This window comes from Natrinema hispanicum, from assembly GCF_900111485.1.
Lineage (GTDB): Archaea > Halobacteriota > Halobacteria > Halobacteriales > Natrialbaceae > Natrinema > Natrinema hispanicum_A.
Map to the genome: position 1 here is coordinate 128,433 of NZ_FOIC01000002.1, position 23,057 is coordinate 151,489.

Sequence of the window (23,057 nt, forward strand, 5' to 3'; positions counted from 1 at the left end):
CATCAGCTGTATGGAGTGTGGTAACAACTATTGATGTCTTAAACGAAGCTGTTCATAGGGGAGCGAGGCTGGTATGACGTTAGCAACCGTCCCACAGTACAACAGCGAACGGACATCCATACGTGGTGAGCACGCAGTGGTACTCGGGGCCGGCATGGCCGGACTGCTCGCCGCTCGAGCCGTTGCCGATGCGTTCGACGAAGTCACGATTATCGAGCGCGATTCTCTCCCCGACGAACCCGCCGACCGTCGCGGCGTTCCCCAAGGACGTCACGTCCACGTCATGCTCGAGGCAGGGAAAGCCACGCTGGAGGACCTGTTCCCGGGCTACCGAAGAGACTTGCTCTCGGCCGGCGGTCTGGAAATCGATGGCGCATGTGACGTCAACTTCTATGCTGAGGGAGACTTCCTTGCGGATGGTCCACACCACCTGCCACACTACGCCGCGACGCGGCCGCTTTACGAACAGCTGGTGCGGCACCGCGTTGCTGACTGTGACGGCGTCGAGTTGCGATCACGGTGTCAGTTTCGGGACTACCTCATCGACGAGGCGGCGACGACCGTTGAAGGGGTCGTATTCACGAACGAAGCGGCAGCGGTCGAAGAATGTGACGCAACGCTGGTGATCGATGCCACCGGCCGGACGAGCCGGACACCAGCTTGGTTAGAAAGCCACGGGTACACGCCGCCACCTCTCGACGAGGTGCACATCGATCTAGCCTACAGTACGCTCGTTCTTCAGCGCCCAGCAGCCGACCACCGCTCGTTCGTCATGACACTTTCCCCATCACATCCCCGCGCTGCCGGTGTTCTTCCCGTTGAGGGGGATCGGTGGCTGGTGACGGTCGCTGGCGTACACGGTGATCACCCACCAACGGATCCGGACGGATTTGGAGAGTTCGTTGCGAGCCTTCCCATCCCCGACATCGAACGGCTACTCGAAGCGTACCCGCGTGTCTCCAACGACATCGCACACTACCCCTTTCCATCTAACCTGCGACACCGCTACGAAACCCTCGACCGATTTCCGGATGGACTGGTCGTTATCGGCGATGGGATTGCCAGCTTCAATCCGTTGTACGGACAGGGCATGTCGGTCGCCGCACTCGAGGCACTCGTCCTCCACCAGGTGCTTGCGACCGGCGGACTCGAGGGTCTTGCCCCACGCTTCTTTGCGCGAAGTTCGGAGATCATAGACGTCGCTTGGACGATGGCGGTCGGGTCGGACCACCGGTTCCCACAAACCACCGGTCCCAAACCTCGCGGCACCGGCCTCATGAGTCGCTACATCGCCCGGTTGAACCGCAAGGCCCACACGGATGGCGCACTACGAGACGCCTTCCTACGCGTCATGATGCTCGAGCGACCACCAACGACGTTACTCCATCCCGGCGTCGTGTGGCGTGTGCTTCAACCGAGTCGACGGCTCGCGTGAGACGCGGGTCAGCGAGAGTAGTGACGGAACAATATGTTTTTGGAGTATAATTTGAAATGAACTACTCAACCAATGTTGCGTCCCCGCGTATCCCTTCTCATCCTCGTCGTTCTCTCCACCATCCTCGTTGGATGGACTGTTCTCTCACCCGACGAACCCCCGAGGCTGACAGTCGAAAATCAGGACAAAACACGGTATCAGCTCACGGTCTTTACAGCCCCGAACGCAGACTCCCCGACCGACGTGACGTTCCGAGCAACAACAGAGGCTGGTGACCGCAGAGACATCGGACTTGCTGACTTACAGAGCGGTGCCACGTATTACAACGTAACACTCGCCGGAGACGAAGTGCGCAGTCGCCACCTTACAGTTCGTCCCACCAGTAACACGACGACCACAGTTGAAACGTGGGAGCCGGGTAACACGTGGGGATACGTCGTCGAGGGGAACGACGATGAATCGATCATCGGCAGTGACGTCATCACCTGCGAACGCGAAGGGCAGCGAGCTCATGTGACGATCGTGGATGGGTTCCAAGAACAGTGGACAACGCACTGCGCCTGGGAGCGTGCGTGAACGGGATACAACGGCGGAAACCCGTACTGACTGATTCGATGAAATTCATGCCACGGTGATACGCACGCCGCTGCGTTCTGCTGGGCGACCCGATTCTATCCGTCAGCGCCCTCAGAGCGACCGACTCACAGCCTGGACGACGTCCGTCGCTCGCTTGACTTCCGCGCCGCTCTCGACGAAGACGAGCGTTCGGGGTGGTGTCGTCGCCTTCGGTCGTGCCCGGAGGTCGGCGTCCGACGCGGCATCGGCTGCAACATCTTGGCCCGTTTCGAACTCGAGGTGTGCTCTGTCCTCGTGGACGAACACGCAGGCGATTCGCTCGTCGTGGCAGGCGACGTCGTAGGCACGCGCACCTTCGGCTGTCGGCTCGACATCGCGGTCGGCGTTCGTCACGGCAACGGCTGCGAGGTCGCCGTCCTCGCGGCCGTCGAGTTCGCTCGAGAGCAGTTCGGCGATCCGTCGGCCGTCGGTGATCCGATCCTCAACCATACGCGTGGCTCAGGCCGTCGGGACTAACTGTCTTCGGTGTCGCGGACGGCTTCACGGGCGATCGGGACGAGGTCGTCGACCGCGAAGCCTTCGCGGCGGGCGTAGACCACCGCGGCGGCCTCGATCGTCAGGCCGAGTTCCCCCTGAAGCGTGTTGATCGCGCCGACGGCCTCGTGTTTTTCCATCCCTTCGGCGACCAGCGAGTCGAGGACGCGTTCGAACGCAGATCGCTCCCGGAGGAGGTCCTCGTCGGGCGTGAACTCCTCGGGCACCGTCACCGCGGCTGGATCGAAGGTCACTGCGAGCCCGTCGTCGGTTCGCTCGAGTAGCCCCTCTTTCGTAGCGACGTCGATCAGTCGCTTCGATTGATCGGGAGAGAACCAGTCACGGTCGAGCGAGAGGGCGACGACGAACTCGTTTTCCTTGAGGCGACGCGTGCCGTGCTGGATGAACGGGGCGGCGACCGCGACGCGGAGACTCATCGGCGAGGGATTGCTCGAGCGGTGAGAAAACGATGACGGTTCGGGCCGGCCTTCGTCGCCGGTCACACGATTTCCGTCTCGGGCTTAGTCCGAGGCACGACCGCCGCTACCGCCGTTGCGGTCGGCACGAGACGGCGGTGGGAACTCGGTGGAAGCAGTCGGCTCCGGCGTCTCGGGGAGGACACACCGGTCGGGTTTCCGGTTGACGTGTCGGTACTGCTCGGGCGCGTTCGCAAGCGGGTGGGCGGGGTTTTGATCGCTGTCGATGCGAGCGGCCCGGACCTCGTCGAACCCGCAGAGACGGGCCTGAATGCCTCGCCAGTGATACCGGGTCGCGGCCGGGACGGAGATCGGGCGGGGTGATTTTCCGTCGGGGTGTTGGGTCGCAAGGATGGCGTTGTTGACGTTGCTGGCGAGCGCGTCGTGGTCGATGAGAACGCCGACGGCGGCGTCTCGTGGTGCTCGCGCGGCGAGGACGTCCAGCCCGAGATGGAGCGCCCGATACTCGGCGACGTTGTTGTCCGGCGGCGTGTCCGTCGTCGCGACGCGTGCGACGCGGGTGCCGTCGCGCGTTTCGATAACAGCACCCAGCCCACCGCCCGACTCCCGGAAGGACCCGTCGGTAGCGACGTAGAAATCACGATGGTGGGTCCGAGGGGGATGGGCAATGTGGGGTGTGGGCGACTCGTCGAACAGGTCCCGCAGTGCGGACCGGCCGTGAGCGGCCATACAACCGAGTATGTCGGTCCACCACTTAGGTATGTCGTCTGAGATAACATATGACACAGTACGTCTCGGGAGACCCATAGTCGACTCCGGAACGGGCAGTCGTCCCACCCAAACCGGCTCGAATACCGGTCACAGCGCCATCGTATACTCGATCTGCAGTGATCGTCAGTGCCACGCAAGTTGTGCACACTCCCGACGTGAACAGTCGTCTGCGCCAACGAGAGCGGTGAAGTTGGCAGTGGTAGGCAGTAAACCGGCCGGATTCGACAGCTCTCGAATTCGGTTGCTATCGTCGATCGGGTGAGACCCAATCTGTGTTGGCAGTAGGTGTAATACCACTCGGTGCATGGTCGATGTATGAGCCAGACGAACGCCAGTCGGATGGAAGCGGCCTGTGCCCTGCTTGCCGAATCCGAGCGGCGGTTTCTCCTCTATGAGTTAGCGGACAACCGGACCGCTAACTTAGAGGACCTCGTCGACCAGATCGCCGCCTGGGAACTGGATGTCAGCGCCCACGCACTCGACAAGGAGACCCGACAGCGCGTCTACGTCAGCCTCGTCCACAACCACCTGCCGCGGCTCGCGGATTACGATATCATCGAGTATGACCTCCGCAGCGGCGACATCGTCCTGGCGGAGGGGTTCGACGACATCAAACCCTTACTCGAGCAGTTCCGGACGACGGAGGACGAACCCGAGCTCCGCGGGCGGCCGCCACTCTAAGCGGCAGGGCACAGTCTGCCACCGACGGAACTGCAGTGCTGCAGTGGTGACTGCCGTGGCGCACTCTACCGCACGCTGACAGAGTAGTTTCACGCTCGAGTCGTGGTCCGGGTGGTCCGAATCGAAATGCAAAGGGTGGCTCACCCGAGAGAGCCGCTGTGAACCGGTATCGGAATCTCGGGCTATTCGCGACGCTCGCGACGCTGTGGGGCGGTGCGTTCGTCGCGATCAGTGCAGGGCTTTCGTATTTTCCGCCGCTTCTGTTTGCGGCGTTTCGCTACGATATCGCTGGTGTCGTGATGCTTGGCTATGCAGCGGTGGCCGTCGAGCCGTGGCGGCCTCGTGACCGAGCCGAGTGGGGACAGGTCGCCGTCGGTGCCGTCCTGTTGATCGCAGCCTATCATGCGTTCCTGTTCGTCGGCCAGCAGCGCACGCCGGCAGCCACTGCAGCCATTCTGGTGAGTCTCTCACCGGTATTGAGTACTGGCTTCGCGCGGCTGCTCGTTCCAACCGACGCGCTCTCGCCAGCCGGCGTGGTCGGCGTCCTCGTCGGACTCGTCGGCGTCGCGGTGATCGTCCAGCCGGACCCGTCGAATCTGCTCGCAGCCGACGCCGTGTCGAAAGGGCTCGTCTTCTGTGCGGCAGCGGCGTTCGCACTCGGCAGCGTCCTCACCCGCCGTCTCGAGACCGCACTGCCGATCGAGACGATGGAAGCCTGGTCGATGCTCGGGGGCGCAGTCGTTCTCCATCTCGTGAGCCTGGCGATCGGCGAACCGCTCGAGCCGGCCACATGGATCCATCCGGAGGCGATCGGTGCGCTCGCAGCGCTCGCACTCGGCGCGAGCGCGGTCGGCTTTCTCATCTACTTCGACCTGCTCGAGCGACTGGGCGCTGTCGAGATTAATATGGTCTCGTACGTGGCTCCGATCGTGACCGCCATCGTTGGCTGGCTCTATCTCGACGAAGCCATCGAGACCGTGACGCTTGTCGGCTTCGGGCTCATCGCGTTCGGCTTCGTCCTCGTCAAGCGACGGGCGATTCGTCGGGAACTCCTCTAGGAGCTGTATCCGGGCTGCCGTACCGAGTTCCCGGTGGGACCGCAGTGCGGGTCGCGGCCGGCCGGCACTGACCGACAGGAGTCCGTATAACTCAGCGTCGCACGTTTACAACTGCTGCCGAAGACGGTCTGACGCGGGCCTACTGGTGATGGGGATGGCCGACGTACAACGCGAGGAGGTTCCCGACGAGCAGACAGACGAACAGGATGCCGTCGAACGAAGACGACAATCCAGTTGCGAGCAGGGGCAAATAGAGAAACGGCATGGCGATGGCTGTCCAGAACCCGACAGCGCGGATCGAGGTGACGAGTCCCGGCGTTACTCGCCCGAGGACGCCATGAGCGTCGTCAGAGGACTCTGTCGTCGAACTCGAGCCAGCGGACGGTTGGTCAGAGAGAGACGGTGGACTGGCCATCGGTCTCGATGGTATCTCGTTTGTCCGCTCGGAGCAAATAGCGACTCGACAGTTTCGATCGGTTACGGCGGATTCACCGGAATCAGCCACACTGAACGAGTCGTTTATCGACCGAAACAGTCGGCTGACAGCCGGAATAGCGGATCTCGGATGAAGACGGGAGCGTGGACGACGATATCATGATCCATGGCCGGACCGATCGGCCAGCGGGTGGGGTGACGACTCGAGCACGACGGTTTCTCCGGCGGTCATCGAGTCCCCGACGTCGACGGCGATGTCCTCACGGTCGACCGTTGGCGGAAAGAGCAGGTCGACGCGGCTGCCAAAGGCGATGTGGCCGATGCGGTCCCCGCGTGCGACGTCGTCGCCGGGGTCGGCGTAGGGATGGATACGACGGGCGAACGCGCCGGCGATCAGTGTGACCTCAGCATCGTGGCCCGGTCCGTCGGTCGCCGTTACAGTGTCGTCTCCGGTCGTCGCTGCCTCGTCAGGTTCCGAGGGGAGGTTCGGGGAGTCCGACGCCAGACGGACGTGGACGCGTTCGTTACGATCGGATTCTTTCGAGAACGCGGGTCGGTTCGCGCCGGGAACGTGCTCGACGTCGGTGACGTGGCCCGCGAACGGCGCGCGAACGACGTGGACGTGCCAGACGTTCATGAAAACGCCCAGTCGGACCCGATCGCCTTCCTCACGGAGGACGGAAACGGTTCCGTCAGCCGGCGAGACGACACCGGTCGGCGGTGGCGTGCGCTCCGGATCGCGAAAGAACGCGAGCGTCCCCGCGCCAAGCGCAAACGCGACGAGTCCGACAGTGACGCTATAGAGGAGCGCAAACGGCGCAGCAAGCAGGGGCACGATAGCATACTTCCAGGCCCCCGGCGCGAATTTCATATCGGAGCCGACGAGAGCGACCCGTATGGCCGTTACGGATCGATACCCCGTCTCGGCAGATCTCGAGCGGTCACACCGACGCTCACGGGACACAACAGTCCAGACCTACAGCGATTGTACGGCGTGGATTACGAGATTGGGGTTTCGTTGCTCGCAGCCAGTCCGAACTTGGCGACTGATACGGCGGCCCTGTAAACTGCGTATTCGAGGGCTATGTCGGACAACGGCGTCCGAGAACCGGGTTCGGTTCGTTCCCGGCATTCAGGGAGTCTCCCGATCTCTCACCCAGGTTTTCCCGACGCTATGACGTATAATATGTCGTTGACAACCGAGAATAACAATATACCGCACCGTGGCGCAAGCGGTCGCCAGCAATGAAACGACGAACGTATCTCAGCGCCGCTCTCGTAGCTGCTCTTGCCGGCTGTTCGACGTCCGAAGAATCGGACGACAGCCCCGACTCTGACCAGCCGACGGCCCAACTGTTCGACGACTTCGAAAACTTGGACGCGTGGGACGTCCCACTCGGGACGCTCACGGCCGATCAAGAGCGTTCATACGCCGGCTCGCAGTCCGCACGGCTCGAGTCAGGGTCCGACAACCAGTTCCGGATCGTCCGAGAACTGGACGAGCCACGGGATTTCACGGGCGTGCGGCCGACCATGGCGATGGCCACGGAACACGAGGCCGACATGGTCATCCAGTTGCTCGACGAGGACGAGAATCGGATGGTCTTCAGGCAGCGAATGCACAGCGATACGCCGCTCGTCCACAATAATTTCGGCGTCGACACTGTCGACGGCGAGCCCGATCTGAGCGCGATCACCCAGGTTCAGATCATCCGCTGGACTGCCGACGACGACAAGGGGTCGGTCTGGATCGACGACCTCCGATTCGCCCCGACACCGGACGTCGGCAAGGTCATGATACACTTCGATGGCGGCCATGAGTCCATCTACACGCACGGATTCCCGATTCTCGACGAGTACGATTATCCTGGGGTGGCGTTTATCGTCCCAAGTCGGGTTCGCGAGGACGAAAGCGCGACGGGCGAACATCTCCTCACCGACCAGCTCGCAGAGCTGTCCGACGCCGGCTGGACGATCGGGAGCCATTCGATGCACGGCCAGAATCTCACCACCCTCTCGGGTCGTGACCCGGCAACGGAGGTTAGCGATGCGAAAGCGTGGCTCGAGGACAACGGCTACGAGGAGGGTGCACGCTACTTCTCCTACCCAGTCGGTCAGTACAACGGGGCGGTCCTCGAGGCCGTCTCGGAAAACCACAGCCTCGCGTTCGCCGGGCGCTACCCATCGCAAGGTGCCGCGATGAATCCACAGCTTTGCTCGCGGGTGACCGGTCTCAGTGCCGAAGAGGCGCGGACGGCGCTCGATCTCACCGCCCAGCTAGGCGGCATCACGTCGCTGACCTTCACCCGACTCGACGGGAGTTCCCAGTCGGTGCTCCGAGAAACAGTCAGCTACGTAAACGAATTAGAATCCGCTGGCGATCTCGAGGTGATCACTCCCACGGAGATGGAAGACTCGTTCGTTGTCCAATGAGCGATGCTCGTGCCGGCAGCGTGGGCAGCCGTTCCAGTCGGCAGTATTAGTCCCAGAACGACTGAGTCCGAGCGTACTCCCGTTCTTTCGAGAGGATATCGCGGTAGAACTCGGCCTCGTCCTCGCGAAGCTTGTTGATAATCTGGGCGGCGTTATGTGGGCCGACGCCGCGGGCAGCCATCGCGATCACGGCCTGTTTACCGTGGCTCTGGACGAGGCTCGCAGCCCGAAACGCACGCTCGGTCATGTTCTGTTGCTCGTCGTCTTTCTCCTGGGCTCGAACTGCCTGGACGACCTCGTCGGCCCACGGGTTCAGCGACGCGATCCGGGTCGAGCCACACGCGGGACAGTCGGGCTGGTCGGCGACCCGCTTGACCTTCGTCTTCACCTTCCACTCCGTACAGTGGGTACACAGCAGGATGACGCGATCGTCCTGGATCCGCTCTTTGACCGTCTCGATGACGCTCGCGTCGGCGTTCTCGGGTGCGAGCAGTTCCTTGCCACCCGACGACCGGCCACCCTGTCCGACCGGCGTGCGGCCGCGGTGAGTCACCACCTCGAGCTCACCCGATTGAATCGTCTCGAGCACTGCACTCGCGCGGTCGACGTCCAAATCCTCGTGGAACACCTCCCGGATCGCCTCCTCGTACATCGGGGTGTCCTCGAGCGCTGCCAGTAACCGATCGTTGGAGATGCGACCCGATCCCGTATTCTGCCAGCGTTTGAGTGCGCCGAACTTCGCCGAGACCTGTGCGAGCCGGAAGGCAAGCGCATCAGATCGTTTGAGCCCGAGTTCGACGATTGCCTCGACGTGGTCGGGATCGGTCTCCTCTAACACCGCGAGTACGTCGCTGGTCGCGATCGACGTCGGCACCTCGAGTTCGATCCGGTAAGGGTCGGTCTCGAGGCCGACCGAGGAGCCGGCCTGCTGGCCCAACAGCGCCGAAAGCAGCCGGCCGAGCGTCTCGTTTGCCATGTGGCCGAAGGGCACGTTGAGGACGACTGTCCGTCCCTGACGCTCGAGAACGAGCCGATCGGCCGTCGGCATCGGCGACTCGCTCTCGACCTGCCGCTCGAGTTGCATGCAGGCCTCGGTGAGCGTGTACTCGTCGGCCGGATACCGGCCGGCGAGTTCACGGCCGACTGCCGCGGCGTCAGCGCCGTCCTCGAGTTGTGGCTCGGCGACGGCTCGAATCTCGCCGACCTCGCCGGCGACCGCGGCGGGGACGGGAATCTCTTGGCCGATCCACGACGGCACCTCGCCGGCAGGATCTTCGATCGGGCTAACTTTGACCCGAGCCTCCTCGTCGTCGATCTCGGCGATCCGCCACATCTCGCCGCGCTGGATGAACACCTCGCCGGGTTGGGCGAAGTTGACGACGAACCGCTCGTCTAAGGTTCCGATCTGGCCCCCTGAAGCGATGTCGTGGACTTCGTAGGTCTCCTCGTCGGGGATCATCGAGAGATTGGCGTAGACGTACTGCCAGGTGCCGCCGGTGGTCTCGATCCGGTCCTCGCCCTCGTCGAACCACAGGATTCGATTCCGGTCCAGTTCTGAGATGATCTCGCGGATCGTCGCTTCGGAAACCGTCCGAAACGGATACGCCCGCGTGACAGTCTGAACAGCGTCATCAACCGGCGTATCGCCGCGACTCTGGACGATCGCGGGCAACTGATTCGCGACGACGTCCAGACTCCCCTCGTGGATCGCCGCCGGTTCGACCTCGCCGTCGCGGGCACGGCGGGCAATCGACAGCGCCTCGAACGTATCGTCGGGGCGGGTCGTAACGATCGTCCCGCTCGAGACTGCATCTTGCCGGTGACCCGCGCGGCCGATTCGCTGGAGCAGCCGCGTGACCTGTCGGGGACTTTTGTACTGGATTACGTGGTCGACCTGCCCCACGTCGATACCCAATTCCATCGAGGACGTACACAACAGGCCGTCGAGCTCGCCAGCCTTGAACCGGTCCTCGACATCGATCCGAGCCTCCTTCGAGAGCGAGCCGTGGTGGACGCCGATCGGCAACTCGAGTTCTTTGAATCGCGAGCCGAGCGCCTCCGCGGTCTGGCGCGTGTTGACGAAGATCAGTGTTGACTCGTGGTCGGCGACGAGGTCACGGATCAGCCGGACGTGACTGGCCGTGTCGGGTTCGGTCATGAGCTCCCCTGCTAACCGCTCGTCTGCCTCAGTAATCTCGGGCTCACGAACCGTTACGTCGACATTACTCCCCACGTCGATCTCGCGAATCTCGCAAGGGCGGCCGCCAGTCAAAAACTGGCCGACTTCCGTGGGGTCGCCGACGGTCGCCGAAAGCCCGATCCGCTGGAACGGCCCCGCGAGGTCCCGAAGCCGCTCGAGGGCGATCGAAAGCTGTGCCCCTCGTTTCGAGGCGGCGAGTTCGTGAACCTCGTCGATCACGACGTGGGAGAGGTCCGCTAGAGCCTCGCGCAGACGCTCGCCGGTAAGCATCGCCTGAACGGTCTCGGGAGTCGTGATCAGTACGTCCGGCGGGTTCTCTGCCTGTTTGCCCCGCTGGTACTGGGTCGTATCGCCGTGGCGAACGTCGACAGCGAGGTCGAGATAGTCGCCCCACCACTCGAGACGTTCACGCATATCGCGGTTGAGCGCCCGCAGCGGCGTGATATAGAGCGCGCCGAAGCCCTCGGGGGCCCCTTCACCGGCGACCAGATGATCGAAAACGGGTAACATCGCCGTCTCGGTTTTGCCGCTCCCGGTGGGTGCGATCACGAGCGTGTTCTCGCCGGCCGCAAGCGGCGGGATCGCTAGCCGCTGCGGTGCTGTCGGCTGGGAGAAGCCGCGTTCGGAGAGCGCCCCGCGAACCGTCGCGCCGAGGTGGGTAAACGCCGCGACGTCCCCGTCAGTCATGGAGCCACGGTAGGGACGACCGGCGGATAAGTACCACGTTTCCGGTGAACTCGAAGGGGGCTCACTCCTCGGAGTCGGCGTCAGCTTCGCCGTCCGATTCCGTCGCGGTATCGATATCGTCGACGAGATCCGCCGCGATGTCCTCGTCAACCGCCATCTCGCCTGGCTCGGCTGGTTCGTCCTGAATGTCGGGTTCGGCACGCTCGGCGATTTCCGCATCCAAGCGGTCATCGGTGTAGCCGACACGCGTCTCCGGCTCATTGAGTACGTCCTCCCGCCAGCCGAGTGCGCGCGACACGACGTAGGTGAACACGAGTATGCCGGCAGCAGCGAGAAGGTGCCTGACGAGCGGGCGTATTGACGATGTATCGGCCGGCGGCCCCGTCTCGGCAGGATCCGGTCGCTTACGAGCAGGTGGTCGAAGTCGCATCATGCTCCGTACGACTTCGGCTGGCAAGTCGGTTCGGGGTGCAAAAGCCAGCACCGGCGGCCGGTACGATCGGGACGTCTCGCTCACGCTCGTGTCGTCAGTCGGACACGGGTTCTGACCAGTGATATCAGGCCTCGAGATGGTCGATCCGGGCGTAGCGGCCGGCCCGCCAGCCGGCGACGAGCGCGACGATGGTGCCGGCGACGAGCGCGAGCGCGAACCCACCGGCGTAGATTTCGGGTGGCGTCCGCAGGAGACGCTCGAACCCGAACACCGACGCTGAGAACCGGTTCAAGCCGATCACGGCCAGTGGCGTCGCCGCGACAGCAAGGACGCCACCGAGCAGGCCGATGACGAGCCCCTGTGTGCCGATCGTGCCAGCGAGTAGGCCACGCGAGAGGCCGACTGCCCGCAACGCCGCGAGTTCCGCGCGTTGCTGGTGGGCCACGAGTGCGAACAGATTCGCGGTCAGGATGATGCCACCGAGGACGGCCAAGCCGACCAGCGTCGCGCCGCTTGCGAGGACGGCCGTGCGTTCCCCGAGCATCGACTGTACCTGGCTGTCGCTGGTCCGAACGTCGTACTCGGGATACTCCTCACCGATATCGGCCGCGACAGCGTCGTGATCGGCGTCGTCGGCCACATCGGCAGTGACGAACGTCGCCCGGTCGGTGCCCGACGTCCCGGCGACGGCCTGCAGATCGCCAAGCGGGACCGTCAGCGTCGGCGAGCCCATATACTGCGAGTAGTAGTCGGAGATACCGATGACAGTGAACTCGTTTGCTGTCGCAGTCTGCCGGCTCGTCCCGATGTAGACCGTGTCGCCGACTCCGACACCGAGCGCGTCGGCGACCCGCGGATCGAGCACGAGTTCGCGACGCTGGGGATCGTCGGGCGGCGGACTGGTAGCAGCTCCTTCGGTGAGATCGAATCCATGCCCGGCCTGGAAGTCAAATCTGTCGTGAGTCTCGGGGACACCAACCGCAGGCCGGCGCTCGAGGTCGGACGGACTCGAGCCCACGTAGACGTCGTACATCGCGATCGGAGAGGCAGAGGAGATGTCATCTCGTGCGGTGAGGTCGGCCGCGACGCCGTGTGCGCCGACGATTGGGTTCTCCGTCCCGCTGGCTGCTGGATCGACGGGTGATCGCGAGATCCAGATGTCTCGATCGGCGTTGTCCAGCCCCTGTTCGCCTTTCTCGACGACGCCCACACCGAGGCTCGCAAGCACTGTCACCGAGAGTACCGCCAGCGTGACCGCGAGCACGGTCAGCGCGGTCCGTCCGGGCGAGCGTCGGAGCTGTGCGAGTGCCAATCCGACGACGGCTCGCAGCCGAACGACTGCACGCCTCACGCTCATCGGCCCACCTCCGCCAGCACGGACGTTCGTGCGGCCACCGCAAGCGGGTAGGGGACGGCAACGATGCCAGCCAGCACGGCGACGGCGATCCCGTAGGGGACGAACAGCGGATGGAACTGTGCGACCGCCCCGGGCGCGACGGTCGCGCTGGCGACCGCGTTGACGCCGGCGATCCCCGCCGCGCCGAGTCCGACGCCTACGACCGACCCGACGAGCGTCGTGATCCCGGTCGAAATCGCGATGACGGCGAGCCGGCCCCGCGCGGGGACGCCGACCGACTCGAGGACGGCGAGGGTACGCCGGTCCTCATCGACCGTCATCCCCATCGTCGTCGCGACGAACGACGCACAGATCGTCACGCCGACCACCAGCGCGATCACGCTGGTCGCAAACGCCAGCCCGTCATCGAACAGTGCGGTGGGATCGGCCGTGTCGGTGACCGCGACCGACGCGTCCGGGTACGCATCGGCAGCAGCCGACCGCGCGGCGTCGGGTTCGCCCCAGATCACCATCCGGTCGGCGAGTTCGCCGTCGGCAGCCCCGGACAACGACTGCAGTTCGCTGGCGTGGACGAGCGCGACCGGCGCACCGGCGTCGGTCTCGGAGACCGCAGTCACTGAAAAGTTGGTCGCGCGTCTCGGCGAGGTCGAAACGGTCAGGTCGTCACTAGCGGAGGCACCGAGCCGGTCAGCAGCGGTCCGAGAGAGCACGATCCCGCCAGTTCGTGGGCCGTCATACGAGCCGTTCGCATAGTGGGGATCACCGTCCTCGAGGGCATCTGTCGGCAGCCCCGCAACGGTCCGCGACTCGCCGTCCGGAACGACACCGACGAGTTGAACGGTCTGTGGGTCGCCGCCTGCCTCGAGGCGGCCCGCCTCGATTAGCACCGGCGAGGCGTGTGCGACGCCGTCATGTGCGCGGATCGTGCTGGCTCGCTCGTTGGTCGCTCCGAGCCGTGGTCCCTCGACCCCGTCGACGGACGACAACGTCTGCTGTGCTTCCGGCGTAATGTGGACAGTCGCGTCGTCCGTCGTCGTCACGCCGCCATCGGCCAGCGACAGCGCGATCCCCGTCACGACTAACAGGAACGCGATCGTCAGCGCGACGGCGGCGACAGTCGAAACGATCCGACCCGCCGTCGTTCCCGTCGCTCGCTGCCACCACCGCGAGACCGTCAGAGAGAACAGTCCAGTCCACCGCCTGTGTCGCCGCGTCTCGAGGCCTTCGGGCAGGTCGTCGGTCTCATCGGACATCGTCCACCTGACCGTCACGAAGCGTGATGACGCGATCGGCGACCGACAGCGTGGTCGCGTCGTGCGAGGCGACCACCACCGCCCGATCGCGGCCGATATCAGTCAACAGTTCGAGGACGTCCGCCCCGGTCGCCGTGTCGAGCTCGCCCGTCGGCTCGTCGGCGACGATCACGTCCGGATCCGTCGACAGCGCCCGTGCGATCGCGACGCGCTGGCGCTCACCGCCGCTGAGTTCGCCGGGCAAGTGCGTGCTACGATCGCCCAGTCCGACTGCCTCGAGCAGCGCCGTCGCACGCGCTCGCCGATCGGATCGTGAGATACCCGCCTGTACGAGCGGCAACGCGACGTTTGCGCGGGCCGACAGCGACGGCAGGAGATGGAACCGCTGGAAGACGATCCCGATGTGACGCCGCCGCATCCGGGTTCGCTCCGCGTCGGACAGCGCCGTGAGATCGGTCCCGCACAGCAGTACGTTGCCGTCGGTCGGGACCAACAGCCCGGCGACCGCGTGTAGTATCGTCGATTTCCCACTCCCGCTTGGTCCCTCGAGCCCGAGGATGGACCCCATCGGCACGTCGAACGACACGTCCCGGAGTGCGGTCACCGTTCGCTCGTCACTCGAGCGAAGCCGACCGCCACCCGATCCGTACTGGTGGGTGACACCCTCGAGGCGAACGGCCGTCGTCGATTCGCGGCTGTCCGCTTCGATTGCCGACGACCGCGAATCCTGCGCTGATCGGTTGAACATCCTCACGGGGTCTCACGACAGGCCAACGGCACACCGACTCATTGTTTCGACCCCGTTTACCCACGCAAGACGGCTGTTACTCGCGGTTGCAGACAGACAACTGGACACAATAGACGGCGTTCAACGACTGTCAGGCCAGTCGTGTGGCTGTCGCGGGGCTCGAGCGACAGCCGAGCGGTAGGGACGGCTTGTCGGCTGACCGGTGACTGAAACGGGCACGTACAGGTTGGCACGATAGTAAGTCACGGAATTGTGATCGATTCGCGCACCCGAACCGTACTCGAGCCCTGCGTTCAGAACGGGGTGAGGACATCAACCGCGACTCCTAGTTACCGCAAGTGAACCGGCCAACGCCAGACGGCCTGAGACGAACTCCTGTCATACGGTCTGCTGTACCGATGTCCCGATGTGATCGCAGTGCGGGTTGCGGTCCCACCGGCACTGACTGATAGGAGTCCGTATCACAGCACCGACCGAAAAAACGAGAGTGACCGTGTGCGATTACGTAGCGGTGAACCCGAGGTCGTTGATTGTGTCGACGAGTTTCGGGAGGTCGAGACGATCGTCACCCTCAATTTCGACCGTTCCCTCGATGTGGTTTGCGCTGACGCGCGTGACGCCGTCGGCGTGGCGCAGTTCGTGCTGTATCGTGTCTTCACAGCCGTTGCACATCATGTCAGATACCTGTATCTGGTGGACTTTTGCTGTTGCCATGATCGCAGGAATACACGCCAAGCACTGATATAAAGCTATCATATGACGAATATGCAACACGATCGGCCAACCTGCCGCCGACGAGCCGACGTATTCACACACCACTCTCGTTAAAGCGTCTTCCCTCGTGGACGGCAACGAGCTTGCGACCAGTGGGTTATATCGGTATAGCGGTGAGGGTGCCAAGCCCCCGCCCTCAAGGAGCTGCCAACGGCGGCAAGTAGGCCGGGGGAGTTCACACGGTGCTCGTTTGGTTGAGAACATCACCAGATCGTGTGAGTCTCTCACAAACGCGGCGGGGGCGTCCGCCGGTCGATAGCTTCCTGTCATACGGTCACGGCAGTACGGACAGCGACGATGCACGTTTCAGGTCTCCGCTATGGAAATCGCCAGCAGGCACAGCCCTCCAACAAGACTCTTGGTCCACTCCAACTTCTTGGCCGTCTCGAGCGGGGTAAAATCGCAAGACGGCGGGCTATTCGGTGTCTGCTGCACTTCGACAAGAAATGAAGTCCGCCCTCCCCGATTTGAACGGGGGACAAGTCGATCTACAGTCGACTGCTCTACCAGTCTGAGCTAAGGGCGGGCACTTCGCACTCAAACGTAGCCGCCGTAGTGCACATAAGGGTTATTATTCGAGACGGTGAGAACATATCAGATTCCGTCAGTAGCACCATGATTGATATAGATGGCGTGATAAGACGAGAGCAATTCACCGATGAGCAAGATCACGTTCCGTGCCGACGACGACCTCGTCGCGCAACTCGAGGCGCTCGAGGCCTCGAAAAGCGAAGCCATGCGGGAGGCGCTTCGCGCATATCTCGAGGACGAGGTGACTCGGAGCAACGATGCACGCTCCGATACGGAACGGACACACGCGGGTGCGATCGACGATCTCGTGCGCGATCGCGTCGACGAGCGACTCGATGCGCGATTGCGAGAGGTGGGGCTCAGTCGCGCGAGCACACGAGCGCGCGGATCGACATCGCCACACGATGTCACCATCTCGATCTCGCTTGACGGTTCGACAGACGCGGCGGACGAACTGGACGCGGTTGACGTCACCCGGGCGCGTGAGACAGCGGATGACGAGCAGCGACCGGCACAGTCACACGAACCGACAGCGTCCCAGCCACAGGACGACGACGTGCAGTGCAGCCAGTGTGGCAACCCTCTCGAGGGCGACCACGTCTACTGCCCCAACTGCGGCGAAAAGGCGTCGCGGCGATTGTTCTGTGAGTGTGGCGATGAGATTCGATCCGACTGGTCGTTCTGTCCCAGCTGCGGGCGTCGGACGCCCGCAGCGGACGTTCTCGAGTCGGACAGTACGCAATACTGATCAGTGTAAGACGCTGAAAATCACGACCAGCGAAAACTTTATTGTCCAAGACAAACATCGACTTATTCGCGTAAGACGGATTGTCTTACAGCCGTCGACAAGACGGAAAATCGCCCGACTACGGGCGGTTTGGACGTAAGACACGCCGCGTCTGACAGGGGCGCGCCACCGTCTTACCCAACGGGGAATACAACCATGGAGCGTGTGACACTGCGAATCCCAAAGCAGCAGATCGAGGAAGTAGAGCAATTGGTCGACTCGGGCGAGTTCCCGAACCGGAGCGAAGCGATCCGGTCGGCCGTCCGTGAGATGATCAACGAACAGGCGGACGGCCCAACTGAGCAGTCCGGCAAACGCAACTGGGCGAAGGTGTAACGATGCAGGATATCGTCCAAGACGCCTTAGAGAACGCAGAAGAAGAGGCCCGAGAGATGGACGCCTCGATGGACGGTGACGAGTTCGGGGACCCCCGAATCGTGATCGTTGGTTGTGGCGGTGCCGGTAATAACACCATCAACCGACTGTACAACATCGGCGTCGACGGTGCCGACACGGTCGCGATCAACACGGACAAACAGCACCTCAAGATGATCGAGGCCGACACGAAGATCCTCGTCGGCAAGTCGCTCACGAACGGGCTCGGCGCTGGCGGCGACCCATCGATGGGCGAGCGCGCGACTGAGATGGCCCAGAGCACGGTCAAAGAGGTTCTCGGCGACGCGGACCTCGTGTTCGTGACCGCTGGGATGGGTGGTGGCACCGGCACGGGTGCTGCCCCCGTCGTCTCGAAGATCGCCAAAGAGCAGGGTGCGATCGTCGTCGGCATGGTCTCGACACCGTTTAACGTCGAGCGCGCCCGTACGGTCAAAGCCGAGGAGGGCTTAGAGAAACTGCGTGAGCAGGCCGACTCGATCATCGTCCTCGACAACAACCGGCTGCTCGATTACGTCCCGAATCTGCCGATCGGGAAGGCGTTCTCGGTGATGGACCAGATCATCGCCGAGACCGTCAAAGGCATCTCGGAGACCATCACCCAGCCCTCGCTGATCAACCTGGACTACGCCGACATGTCCACGATCATGAATCAGGGCGGCGTCGCGGTGATGCTCGTCGGCGAGACCCAGGACAAGAACAAGACCGACGAAGTCGTCAAGGACGCGATGAACCACCCGCTGTTGGACGTCGACTACCGCGGCGCGTCCGGCGGACTCGTCCACATTACCGGCGGCCCCGACCTCACGCTCAAAGAGGCCGAGGGCATCGCCGACAACATCACCGAACGCCTCGAGGCCAGCGCGAACGTCATCTGGGGAGCCCGCATCCAGGACAACTACAAGGGCAAAGTTCGCGTCATGGCGATCATGACCGGCGTCCAGAGCGCACAGGTGCTCGGCCCGACGACCCAGAAACAGGCCGACAAGTCCCGTGCGAGCATCGAAGACGTGAGCGATACGGACTTCGACGCGAGCAATCACATCGAAGACGGCGGCTCCCGACGCGGCGCACACAGCGACGGTGGCCGAAACGAGCTCGAGCGACAGAACGGCGTCGACGTCATCCGGTAACCTCCACGCGGTACCTGACACACCACCGGTTCCGCTTTTTACGTGGTCAGCGATCAGGACTCAGACCACCGTCTCGGTATCACCGATTCCGACCGGCAGTCAAACCAATAGTGAACTCGTCTTCGCGACCGGTCAAGACGCCTGTTTACGAACGTATACAGGCGTGAGTCATCCATGCGGTCTACAGAAACGGGAGGACGAACGCAGTGTGTCAGACAGTTCGTCCGCCTCGAGCCGACGAATCAGACGAGTGACTCGAGCAACGAGCACTTCCGACAGACTTCGCGGGTGGTCGTCGAGCCACACTCGACACACTCCTGGAGGTCGGCCCCGTCGTCGCCGCTGAATTCATCAGAGAGGATGCCTGCCAGTTCTTCGTACCCCGAGAGAATCGAGTGACGCGTGCCGGGGTGGTTCTCCTCGAGCCCGTAGAGGAGTTGCTGGATCTCGCCGCGATAGGCCTCACTCGAGTGAGGACACTCCGTGATGTGGGCCGGCAAGTCGTTGACGTGGGCGTAGAGGGCGACTTCTTTTTCGGGAACGTCGCGCAGCGGCTTCGCACGCGGGACGAACTCGTCTTGTTCGTCCCGTTCGGAGAGCGGCCCGAGGCTGGCGTCGAAGTGTTTCGCCATCTGTTCGACGTCGCCCTCGAGGAAGTTCATCAGCGCCGACTGGGCCTCGTCATCGAGATTGTGGCCTGTCAGTAGAAGATCCGCCTCGAGTTCGTCGGCGTATTTCGAGAGGAGATCGCGCCGAAAGACGCCACAGTAGGCACAGGCGGCCATGTTTTCGGGGTCGTCCTCGACGACGTCGTCCATCCGGACGCCGAACTCCTCCTCGTAGCTGACGACTTCGTGGCGGATGCCAAGGTCGTCGGTGAGGTCCACACAGGCCTCGAGGCTCTTATCGCGGTAGCCCTCGATTCCCTCGTGGATCGTCAACCCGACGAGTTCGATGCGAGGATCCGCGGCGAAGGTGTCGTGGAGAATCTTCGTGAGAACGACGCTGTCTTTGCCCCCGGAGAGGCCGATCACCCACGTCTGTGGGTTCTCGGGCGTCACGTCGTGTGGAACGAGATCGTCTCGTCGGACTCGTCGACGGACCCGTTTTTCGACCGACTCACGGAAGTGATCCGCACAGAGGTGTGCCCCCGAGTAGGCGGCGTGCATGATCGCCTCCTCCTCACACCGATTGCAGTCCATCGCGAAAGCGTTGCCGTCGGACGCGTATGTCCGTTTCGTCTCCTGGGCATCCCCACAGCAGCCCCTCGAGCCAACCGCGTCGGGGCCAGATATGACAATAAAAACGAGTTTCGACAGCGAGGACGACAACAGCACATGGCGATGTATGACAGGTCGCAGCCGACGTCCTACCGGCTGATCGACAGGTTCGATGGCGGCGTTGGCTGGCTCGCTTACCCCAATGAAGCTGGACGCCGCGCGACACTGGTGAACAGGCGGACACAACTACGTGCGCTAGTCGACGCGCTCTGATCGGGCTTGCCGAACTCGGTCGTGTGCTTTCAAGCCGGGACCGTCGATCGCTCCTCGACGGCGTTGGACCCCTCCTTGAGCGCGCTGAGTACGAGGTCGACGTATCGATCGCGGACCCCAGCGGAGAACAGCTCGTGGCCGCCATCGTAGAGGACGACGTGATCGGCGGGGACGCGCTCGCCGATCGGGCGCAGGTCGATGACGGGATCACGAAGCGAGCAGAAGACGACGGCATCGTGGTCGATCGTCAACAACTCCCGCTGTGCGCGGCGGGTTTCCCGGACGAACGCCGGCGAAACCCACGAGGGAAGCGTCGCGAGCTGGTGGTCGGTCGCCCGTTCGCCCATCGCCTCCCGGTCCAGTTCGGTGACGGGCAGACACGGGAACGCGGTTGGGACCAGCGAAACCGCCTCGAGCACCGGTTCCGGGAAGGCGTCACCGTAGCCCCACCACGGGCTCAGATAGACGTGGTTGTCCGCGCCATCGAGCGCCTGTGCGATCAGCGCACCCGCGCTGTGGCCGAGCAACTGGTACGTCTCGAGGTCGCGGACGTACTCGGCGACCGGCTCGAGCCAGTCGGCTTTGAAGTCGTCGATGTCCGTCGGGAGTTCGAACGCGTGGACACGATAGCCGGCCTCGGTCAGCTGGCCAAGAAGCCAGCTGACGTTTTCGTGGGTCCAGCGGTTGCCCCAGCCCATAACGAAGACAAGGTCCTCGTCGCCGTCGTCGTTGAAGATCCGGTGTCGCATACGGGTCCGTACATCGGACGGCGATAAAAATCTGCATGCGTGACACGATGGCTGCCGGCGAGGCGACGCTGGGACGAAAGCTGGGCGGTCCTCGGCCACGACGACACGATGCTCCGTCGCCACTGATAGCCCGCGCTCGGGCACGATGTCGACAGACGGGAAACCGTTTTGCGACTCGAGCGCCCACCACCGCATGATGAGTGGATTCGCCCGGGACATGGCAGTCAACCGCCTCGAGCGACTGGTCGACACCGTCGAAGACGAGCGGCTGCCGGTCCCCGTTCGCGAGGTGTGGGCTGTCGGCGACGTGGCGCTAGGGCTCGATCCCGTCGAGCGACTGGACGTCTACATCACGAAGGACATCCTCATGCGCGACGACAGCGAGCGGGCGACCGCCAGCCCTGACAACGCGGACCCGGACAGCCAGTTTCGCGACTCACATGGCATCGCGGGCGTCGGCAAGACCGTCCGGGCCGACTGGGCTCGCGAGCACCCCCAGTATCTCCGGGCCAACGCCAACGGCCACGCCGCTCCCGAGAAATGTCTCGCCGCCCACCTCCTCGAGGACGACGAACCGATCCACTTCGAGGTCTGTAACGCGTCGTTCGAGGATAACGTCACCCAGCGGCTACGCGGGGCACAACTGCGCGAGGACTACACGCAGTTGCTCGATCCCCGCGGGGTCTGTCTCTGGGCCAATGGGACCAGAAGCAACGACGCGTTCCGAAAACTCCGCGACGGCGAGTTGGCGTTGCCGGCGCTGTCGCGCGCACTCGAGATGCTCGGGTTAGACGGCGACGAAGCCGCGTCCGCTGCACGGGAACTTCATGCCTGGCGTGATCGGCAGGACGGCGTGACGGTCCGTGGGGACGTCGTCTAAGACAGACTGCGAGCAGTCAGTGCCGGTGCGACCACACCCTGACATGGGTGTGCCTGACACTCGGTACAGCAGACCGTATGACGCGGTCAGTATCAGTCAGTCCGCTCCTCTAGTATGTCTTCGATCATCGATCGCACATCCTCGAGCCGCGCCGCAAACGCTGCAGAATCGATATATACGCGTTTCCCTTTTCGATCGTAATCGACGGGGCTGAGGTCGTCCAGTTTTGGCAGGTGAACGTGGCACAGCTCCATCGCAACGCCCTGCCGGACGGATACCTCATCGGCGACACTCGAGTCGTGCTCGATGATGAACTCGACGAGGTCCTCGTGTGTTACGATGTCTGCATCCGTGTACATCAGATACCGACAGAGATCTCGTCGACGCGGATGGTTCAAAACGTCGAACCACGCGTCGATCGAGCTAGATCCCTGATTCCCCTCCGCGTTCCGGTTAGACATTGTCTGATAATGGACTAGTTTGTCCGATAGGTATGTGGCGTAAGTATTCACGGCATTTATGTAATTCATAATGATTATTGATTAGGGCCGTACCGAAACGGGCAAGGGAGCGGGGTTCGTATCGGCACCAATCGTTGATATGCTGCTCACGACATTCCGGATTGACTATCCTATTCTACGAACGGCGCTCGCACACGCACCCGATATAGAGATCACGTGGGAACGATCGGATCTCATTGGAGACGGGACACAGCAACTGCTCGTCTGGGCGGACGGTCCCGCGTTCGGTACGTTCGAAGCCGGGCTCGAGGCGGATCCAACCGTCAAGCCGCCGACGCGGGTGGTCGAATTCGACGAGCGACGGCTCTACCAACTCGAGTTAACACCCGAAGGACGTCGCGCTAGCGTCTATCCAACGGTGGTCGAGACGGGAGCGATTTTACAGGATGCGACAGCGACCGAGAAGGGATGGGACATTCGCGCTGCGCTCCCGGACGAAGAGACGCTCGATCAGTACCATGCGTTCTTTACGGGCCGTGACTTCGACGTCGAGCTCAAGCAGCTGTACGAGGACTGGAACCCAAATCACAGCTCGCAGTCACAATTCGGGCTGACGGATCGACAACACGAAATCCTCGTTGCGGCCGTCGACGAGGGGTATCTCGACATTCCGCGCTCGTGTTCGCTTGCTGAGCTCGGAACGCAGTTCGATATCTCGTCGAACGCAGCGTCGGAGCGGTTCCGTCGCGGGAGCAAAACGCTCATCGAGAACACGCTGTCCCCGGACGACCAACCGACGTAACCGGTGATCGGCCGCC

The 23,057-nt window shown here is 63.2% G+C and carries 24 protein-coding genes and 1 tRNA gene; 10 read left to right on the forward strand and 15 right to left on the reverse strand.

Annotation, left to right across the window (positions count from 1 at the left end; all coding sequences use genetic code 11):
- Nucleotides 1-73 precede the first annotated feature (73 nt).
- Both BSG09_RS02465 and BSG09_RS02470 read left to right on the forward strand, forming a co-directional pair.
- On the forward strand, nucleotides 74-1,435 hold the full coding sequence (locus tag BSG09_RS02465) for an NAD(P)/FAD-dependent oxidoreductase (protein ID WP_092929740.1): 1,362 nt from the start codon (nucleotides 74-76) through the stop codon (nucleotides 1,433-1,435).
- Between the two features lie 75 nt (nucleotides 1,436-1,510).
- Nucleotides 1,511-2,011 carry a hypothetical protein gene (locus BSG09_RS02470; RefSeq protein WP_175542126.1) on the forward strand — a complete coding sequence of 167 codons (501 nt, stop codon included), beginning with the start codon at nucleotides 1,511-1,513 and terminating at the stop codon, nucleotides 2,009-2,011.
- Between the two features lie 111 nt (nucleotides 2,012-2,122).
- Here the strand turns inward: BSG09_RS02470 and BSG09_RS02475 are convergent, their stop codons facing one another.
- The 3 genes from BSG09_RS02475 to BSG09_RS02485 form a co-directional block, all read right to left on the reverse strand.
- Complete coding sequence (locus BSG09_RS02475) at nucleotides 2,123-2,500, reverse strand: hypothetical protein (RefSeq protein ID WP_092929744.1); 378 nt, start codon at nucleotides 2,498-2,500, stop codon at nucleotides 2,123-2,125.
- Nucleotides 2,501-2,523: 23 nt separating this feature from the next.
- Nucleotides 2,524-2,982 (reverse strand): DUF2240 family protein, encoded by a 459-nt coding sequence (locus BSG09_RS02480; protein WP_092930133.1) that lies wholly within the window; start codon nucleotides 2,980-2,982, stop codon nucleotides 2,524-2,526.
- 84 nt (nucleotides 2,983-3,066) lie between these two features.
- Entirely contained in the window at nucleotides 3,067-3,711 is a 645-nt protein-coding gene (locus BSG09_RS02485) for a ribonuclease H family protein (RefSeq protein WP_092929746.1), read from the reverse strand.
- A 357-nt stretch (nucleotides 3,712-4,068) separates the two neighbouring features.
- Between BSG09_RS02485 and BSG09_RS02490 the strand changes: the two genes are divergently transcribed.
- Both BSG09_RS02490 and BSG09_RS02495 read left to right on the forward strand, forming a co-directional pair.
- Nucleotides 4,069-4,434, forward strand: coding sequence for a DUF7344 domain-containing protein (locus tag BSG09_RS02490; RefSeq protein ID WP_092929748.1), 366 nt, complete (start codon nucleotides 4,069-4,071; stop codon nucleotides 4,432-4,434).
- A 158-nt stretch (nucleotides 4,435-4,592) separates the two neighbouring features.
- Nucleotides 4,593-5,492 carry a DMT family transporter gene (locus BSG09_RS02495; RefSeq protein WP_092929750.1) on the forward strand — a complete coding sequence of 300 codons (900 nt, stop codon included), beginning with the start codon at nucleotides 4,593-4,595 and terminating at the stop codon, nucleotides 5,490-5,492.
- A gap of 139 nt (nucleotides 5,493-5,631) precedes the next feature.
- Here the strand turns inward: BSG09_RS02495 and BSG09_RS02500 are convergent, their stop codons facing one another.
- Together BSG09_RS02500 and BSG09_RS02505 are read right to left on the reverse strand one after the other, a co-directional pair.
- Entirely contained in the window at nucleotides 5,632-5,907 is a 276-nt protein-coding gene (locus tag BSG09_RS02500; RefSeq protein WP_092929752.1) for a hypothetical protein, read from the reverse strand.
- A 177-nt stretch (nucleotides 5,908-6,084) separates the two neighbouring features.
- Entirely contained in the window at nucleotides 6,085-6,798 is a 714-nt protein-coding gene (locus tag BSG09_RS02505; RefSeq protein WP_092929754.1) for a protein sorting system archaetidylserine decarboxylase, read from the reverse strand.
- A gap of 374 nt (nucleotides 6,799-7,172) precedes the next feature.
- On the opposite strand from BSG09_RS02505, the gene BSG09_RS02510 reads away from it, so the two are divergent.
- Nucleotides 7,173-8,360, forward strand: a complete 1,188-nt coding sequence (locus BSG09_RS02510) for a polysaccharide deacetylase family protein (RefSeq protein ID WP_092929756.1) — start codon at nucleotides 7,173-7,175, stop codon at nucleotides 8,358-8,360.
- A 46-nt stretch (nucleotides 8,361-8,406) separates the two neighbouring features.
- On the opposite strand, the gene BSG09_RS02515 is transcribed toward BSG09_RS02510, so the two are convergent.
- The 7 genes from BSG09_RS02515 to BSG09_RS02545 all read right to left on the reverse strand — a co-directional run bounded on the left by BSG09_RS02515 (nucleotide 8,407) and on the right by BSG09_RS02545 (nucleotide 16,338).
- Nucleotides 8,407-11,247: a DEAD/DEAH box helicase gene (locus BSG09_RS02515; RefSeq protein WP_092929758.1), complete on the reverse strand. Its 2,841-nt coding sequence runs from the start codon at nucleotides 11,245-11,247 to the stop codon at nucleotides 8,407-8,409.
- 61 nt (nucleotides 11,248-11,308) lie between these two features.
- Nucleotides 11,309-11,677, reverse strand: coding sequence for a hypothetical protein (locus BSG09_RS02520; protein WP_092929760.1), 369 nt, complete (start codon nucleotides 11,675-11,677; stop codon nucleotides 11,309-11,311).
- Between the two features lie 127 nt (nucleotides 11,678-11,804).
- Complete coding sequence (locus BSG09_RS02525; protein WP_092929762.1) at nucleotides 11,805-13,037, reverse strand: ABC transporter permease; 1,233 nt, start codon at nucleotides 13,035-13,037, stop codon at nucleotides 11,805-11,807.
- Entirely contained in the window at nucleotides 13,034-14,290 is a 1,257-nt protein-coding gene (locus tag BSG09_RS02530) for an FtsX-like permease family protein (RefSeq protein WP_092929764.1), read from the reverse strand. The genes BSG09_RS02525 and BSG09_RS02530 overlap by 4 nt, the downstream gene beginning before the upstream one ends.
- Entirely contained in the window at nucleotides 14,280-15,038 is a 759-nt protein-coding gene (locus tag BSG09_RS02535) for an ABC transporter ATP-binding protein (protein WP_092929766.1), read from the reverse strand. The genes BSG09_RS02530 and BSG09_RS02535 overlap by 11 nt, the downstream gene beginning before the upstream one ends.
- A gap of 501 nt (nucleotides 15,039-15,539) precedes the next feature.
- Nucleotides 15,540-15,752 carry a heavy-metal-associated domain-containing protein gene (locus BSG09_RS02540; RefSeq protein ID WP_092929768.1) on the reverse strand — a complete coding sequence of 71 codons (213 nt, stop codon included), beginning with the start codon at nucleotides 15,750-15,752 and terminating at the stop codon, nucleotides 15,540-15,542.
- A 512-nt stretch (nucleotides 15,753-16,264) separates the two neighbouring features.
- Nucleotides 16,265-16,338, reverse strand: a tRNA-Tyr gene (locus tag BSG09_RS02545).
- A 132-nt stretch (nucleotides 16,339-16,470) separates the two neighbouring features.
- On the opposite strand from BSG09_RS02545, the gene BSG09_RS02550 reads away from it, so the two are divergent.
- The 3 genes from BSG09_RS02550 to ftsZ all read left to right on the forward strand — a co-directional run bounded on the left by BSG09_RS02550 (nucleotide 16,471) and on the right by ftsZ (nucleotide 18,656).
- Nucleotides 16,471-17,091 (forward strand): double zinc ribbon domain-containing protein, encoded by a 621-nt coding sequence (locus tag BSG09_RS02550; protein WP_092929770.1) that lies wholly within the window; start codon nucleotides 16,471-16,473, stop codon nucleotides 17,089-17,091.
- A gap of 195 nt (nucleotides 17,092-17,286) precedes the next feature.
- Nucleotides 17,287-17,466: a ribbon-helix-helix domain-containing protein gene (locus BSG09_RS02555; RefSeq protein ID WP_008011422.1), complete on the forward strand. Its 180-nt coding sequence runs from the start codon at nucleotides 17,287-17,289 to the stop codon at nucleotides 17,464-17,466.
- A 2-nt stretch (nucleotides 17,467-17,468) separates the two neighbouring features.
- Nucleotides 17,469-18,656 carry a cell division protein FtsZ gene (ftsZ, locus tag BSG09_RS02560; protein ID WP_092929772.1) on the forward strand — a complete coding sequence of 396 codons (1,188 nt, stop codon included), beginning with the start codon at nucleotides 17,469-17,471 and terminating at the stop codon, nucleotides 18,654-18,656.
- Between the two features lie 242 nt (nucleotides 18,657-18,898).
- Here the strand turns inward: ftsZ and ncsA are convergent, their stop codons facing one another.
- Together ncsA and BSG09_RS02570 are read right to left on the reverse strand one after the other, a co-directional pair.
- A complete protein-coding gene (gene ncsA, locus BSG09_RS02565; protein WP_092929774.1) occupies nucleotides 18,899-19,858 on the reverse strand; it encodes a tRNA 2-thiolation protein NcsA in 960 nt (319 codons plus the stop codon).
- A gap of 320 nt (nucleotides 19,859-20,178) precedes the next feature.
- Nucleotides 20,179-20,898: an alpha/beta fold hydrolase gene (locus BSG09_RS02570; protein ID WP_092929776.1), complete on the reverse strand. Its 720-nt coding sequence runs from the start codon at nucleotides 20,896-20,898 to the stop codon at nucleotides 20,179-20,181.
- A gap of 196 nt (nucleotides 20,899-21,094) precedes the next feature.
- Here BSG09_RS02570 and BSG09_RS02575 point away from each other — a divergent pair, with 196 nt between their 5' ends.
- Nucleotides 21,095-21,778: a DUF7095 family protein gene (locus tag BSG09_RS02575; protein ID WP_092930136.1), complete on the forward strand. Its 684-nt coding sequence runs from the start codon at nucleotides 21,095-21,097 to the stop codon at nucleotides 21,776-21,778.
- 92 nt (nucleotides 21,779-21,870) lie between these two features.
- Here BSG09_RS02575 and BSG09_RS02580 read toward each other — a convergent pair whose 3' ends face one another.
- The gene (locus tag BSG09_RS02580; protein WP_092929778.1) at nucleotides 21,871-22,239 is read right to left on the reverse strand and encodes a DUF7344 domain-containing protein; all 369 of its coding nucleotides are present in this window, start codon (nucleotides 22,237-22,239) and stop codon (nucleotides 21,871-21,873) included.
- Between the two features lie 139 nt (nucleotides 22,240-22,378).
- Here BSG09_RS02580 and BSG09_RS02585 point away from each other — a divergent pair, with 139 nt between their 5' ends.
- Nucleotides 22,379-23,041 (forward strand): helix-turn-helix domain-containing protein, encoded by a 663-nt coding sequence (locus BSG09_RS02585; protein ID WP_092929780.1) that lies wholly within the window; start codon nucleotides 22,379-22,381, stop codon nucleotides 23,039-23,041.
- Nucleotides 23,042-23,057: the final 16 nt, after the last annotated feature.

Bases quoted from the DNA above. Each gene is read 5' to 3' on its own strand.
- BSG09_RS02465 (WP_092929740.1), top strand. From the start codon at position 74: ATGACGTTAGCAACCGTCCCACAGTACAACAGCGAACGGACATCCATA.
- BSG09_RS02475 (WP_092929744.1), bottom strand. From the start codon at position 2,500: ATGGTTGAGGATCGGATCACCGACGGCCGACGGATCGCCGAACTGCTC.
- BSG09_RS02480 (WP_092930133.1), bottom strand. From the start codon at position 2,982: ATGAGTCTCCGCGTCGCGGTCGCCGCCCCGTTCATCCAGCACGGCACG.
- BSG09_RS02485 (WP_092929746.1), bottom strand. From the start codon at position 3,711: ATGGCCGCTCACGGCCGGTCCGCACTGCGGGACCTGTTCGACGAGTCG.
- BSG09_RS02490 (WP_092929748.1), top strand. From the start codon at position 4,069: ATGAGCCAGACGAACGCCAGTCGGATGGAAGCGGCCTGTGCCCTGCTT.
- BSG09_RS02500 (WP_092929752.1), bottom strand. From the start codon at position 5,907: ATGGCCAGTCCACCGTCTCTCTCTGACCAACCGTCCGCTGGCTCGAGT.
- BSG09_RS02505 (WP_092929754.1), bottom strand. From the start codon at position 6,798: ATGAAATTCGCGCCGGGGGCCTGGAAGTATGCTATCGTGCCCCTGCTT.
- BSG09_RS02510 (WP_092929756.1), top strand. From the start codon at position 7,173: ATGAAACGACGAACGTATCTCAGCGCCGCTCTCGTAGCTGCTCTTGCC.
- BSG09_RS02515 (WP_092929758.1), bottom strand. From the start codon at position 11,247: ATGACTGACGGGGACGTCGCGGCGTTTACCCACCTCGGCGCGACGGTT.
- BSG09_RS02520 (WP_092929760.1), bottom strand. From the start codon at position 11,677: ATGCGACTTCGACCACCTGCTCGTAAGCGACCGGATCCTGCCGAGACG.
- BSG09_RS02525 (WP_092929762.1), bottom strand. From the start codon at position 13,037: ATGAGCGTGAGGCGTGCAGTCGTTCGGCTGCGAGCCGTCGTCGGATTG.
- BSG09_RS02530 (WP_092929764.1), bottom strand. From the start codon at position 14,290: ATGTCCGATGAGACCGACGACCTGCCCGAAGGCCTCGAGACGCGGCGA.
- BSG09_RS02535 (WP_092929766.1), bottom strand. From the start codon at position 15,038: ATGTTCAACCGATCAGCGCAGGATTCGCGGTCGTCGGCAATCGAAGCG.
- BSG09_RS02540 (WP_092929768.1), bottom strand. From the start codon at position 15,752: ATGGCAACAGCAAAAGTCCACCAGATACAGGTATCTGACATGATGTGC.
- BSG09_RS02550 (WP_092929770.1), top strand. From the start codon at position 16,471: ATGAGCAAGATCACGTTCCGTGCCGACGACGACCTCGTCGCGCAACTC.
- BSG09_RS02555 (WP_008011422.1), top strand. From the start codon at position 17,287: ATGGAGCGTGTGACACTGCGAATCCCAAAGCAGCAGATCGAGGAAGTA.
- ftsZ (WP_092929772.1), top strand. From the start codon at position 17,469: ATGCAGGATATCGTCCAAGACGCCTTAGAGAACGCAGAAGAAGAGGCC.
- ncsA (WP_092929774.1), bottom strand. From the start codon at position 19,858: ATGGACTGCAATCGGTGTGAGGAGGAGGCGATCATGCACGCCGCCTAC.
- BSG09_RS02570 (WP_092929776.1), bottom strand. From the start codon at position 20,898: ATGCGACACCGGATCTTCAACGACGACGGCGACGAGGACCTTGTCTTC.
- BSG09_RS02575 (WP_092930136.1), top strand. From the start codon at position 21,095: ATGAGTGGATTCGCCCGGGACATGGCAGTCAACCGCCTCGAGCGACTG.
- BSG09_RS02580 (WP_092929778.1), bottom strand. From the start codon at position 22,239: ATGTCTAACCGGAACGCGGAGGGGAATCAGGGATCTAGCTCGATCGAC.
- BSG09_RS02585 (WP_092929780.1), top strand. From the start codon at position 22,379: ATGCTGCTCACGACATTCCGGATTGACTATCCTATTCTACGAACGGCG.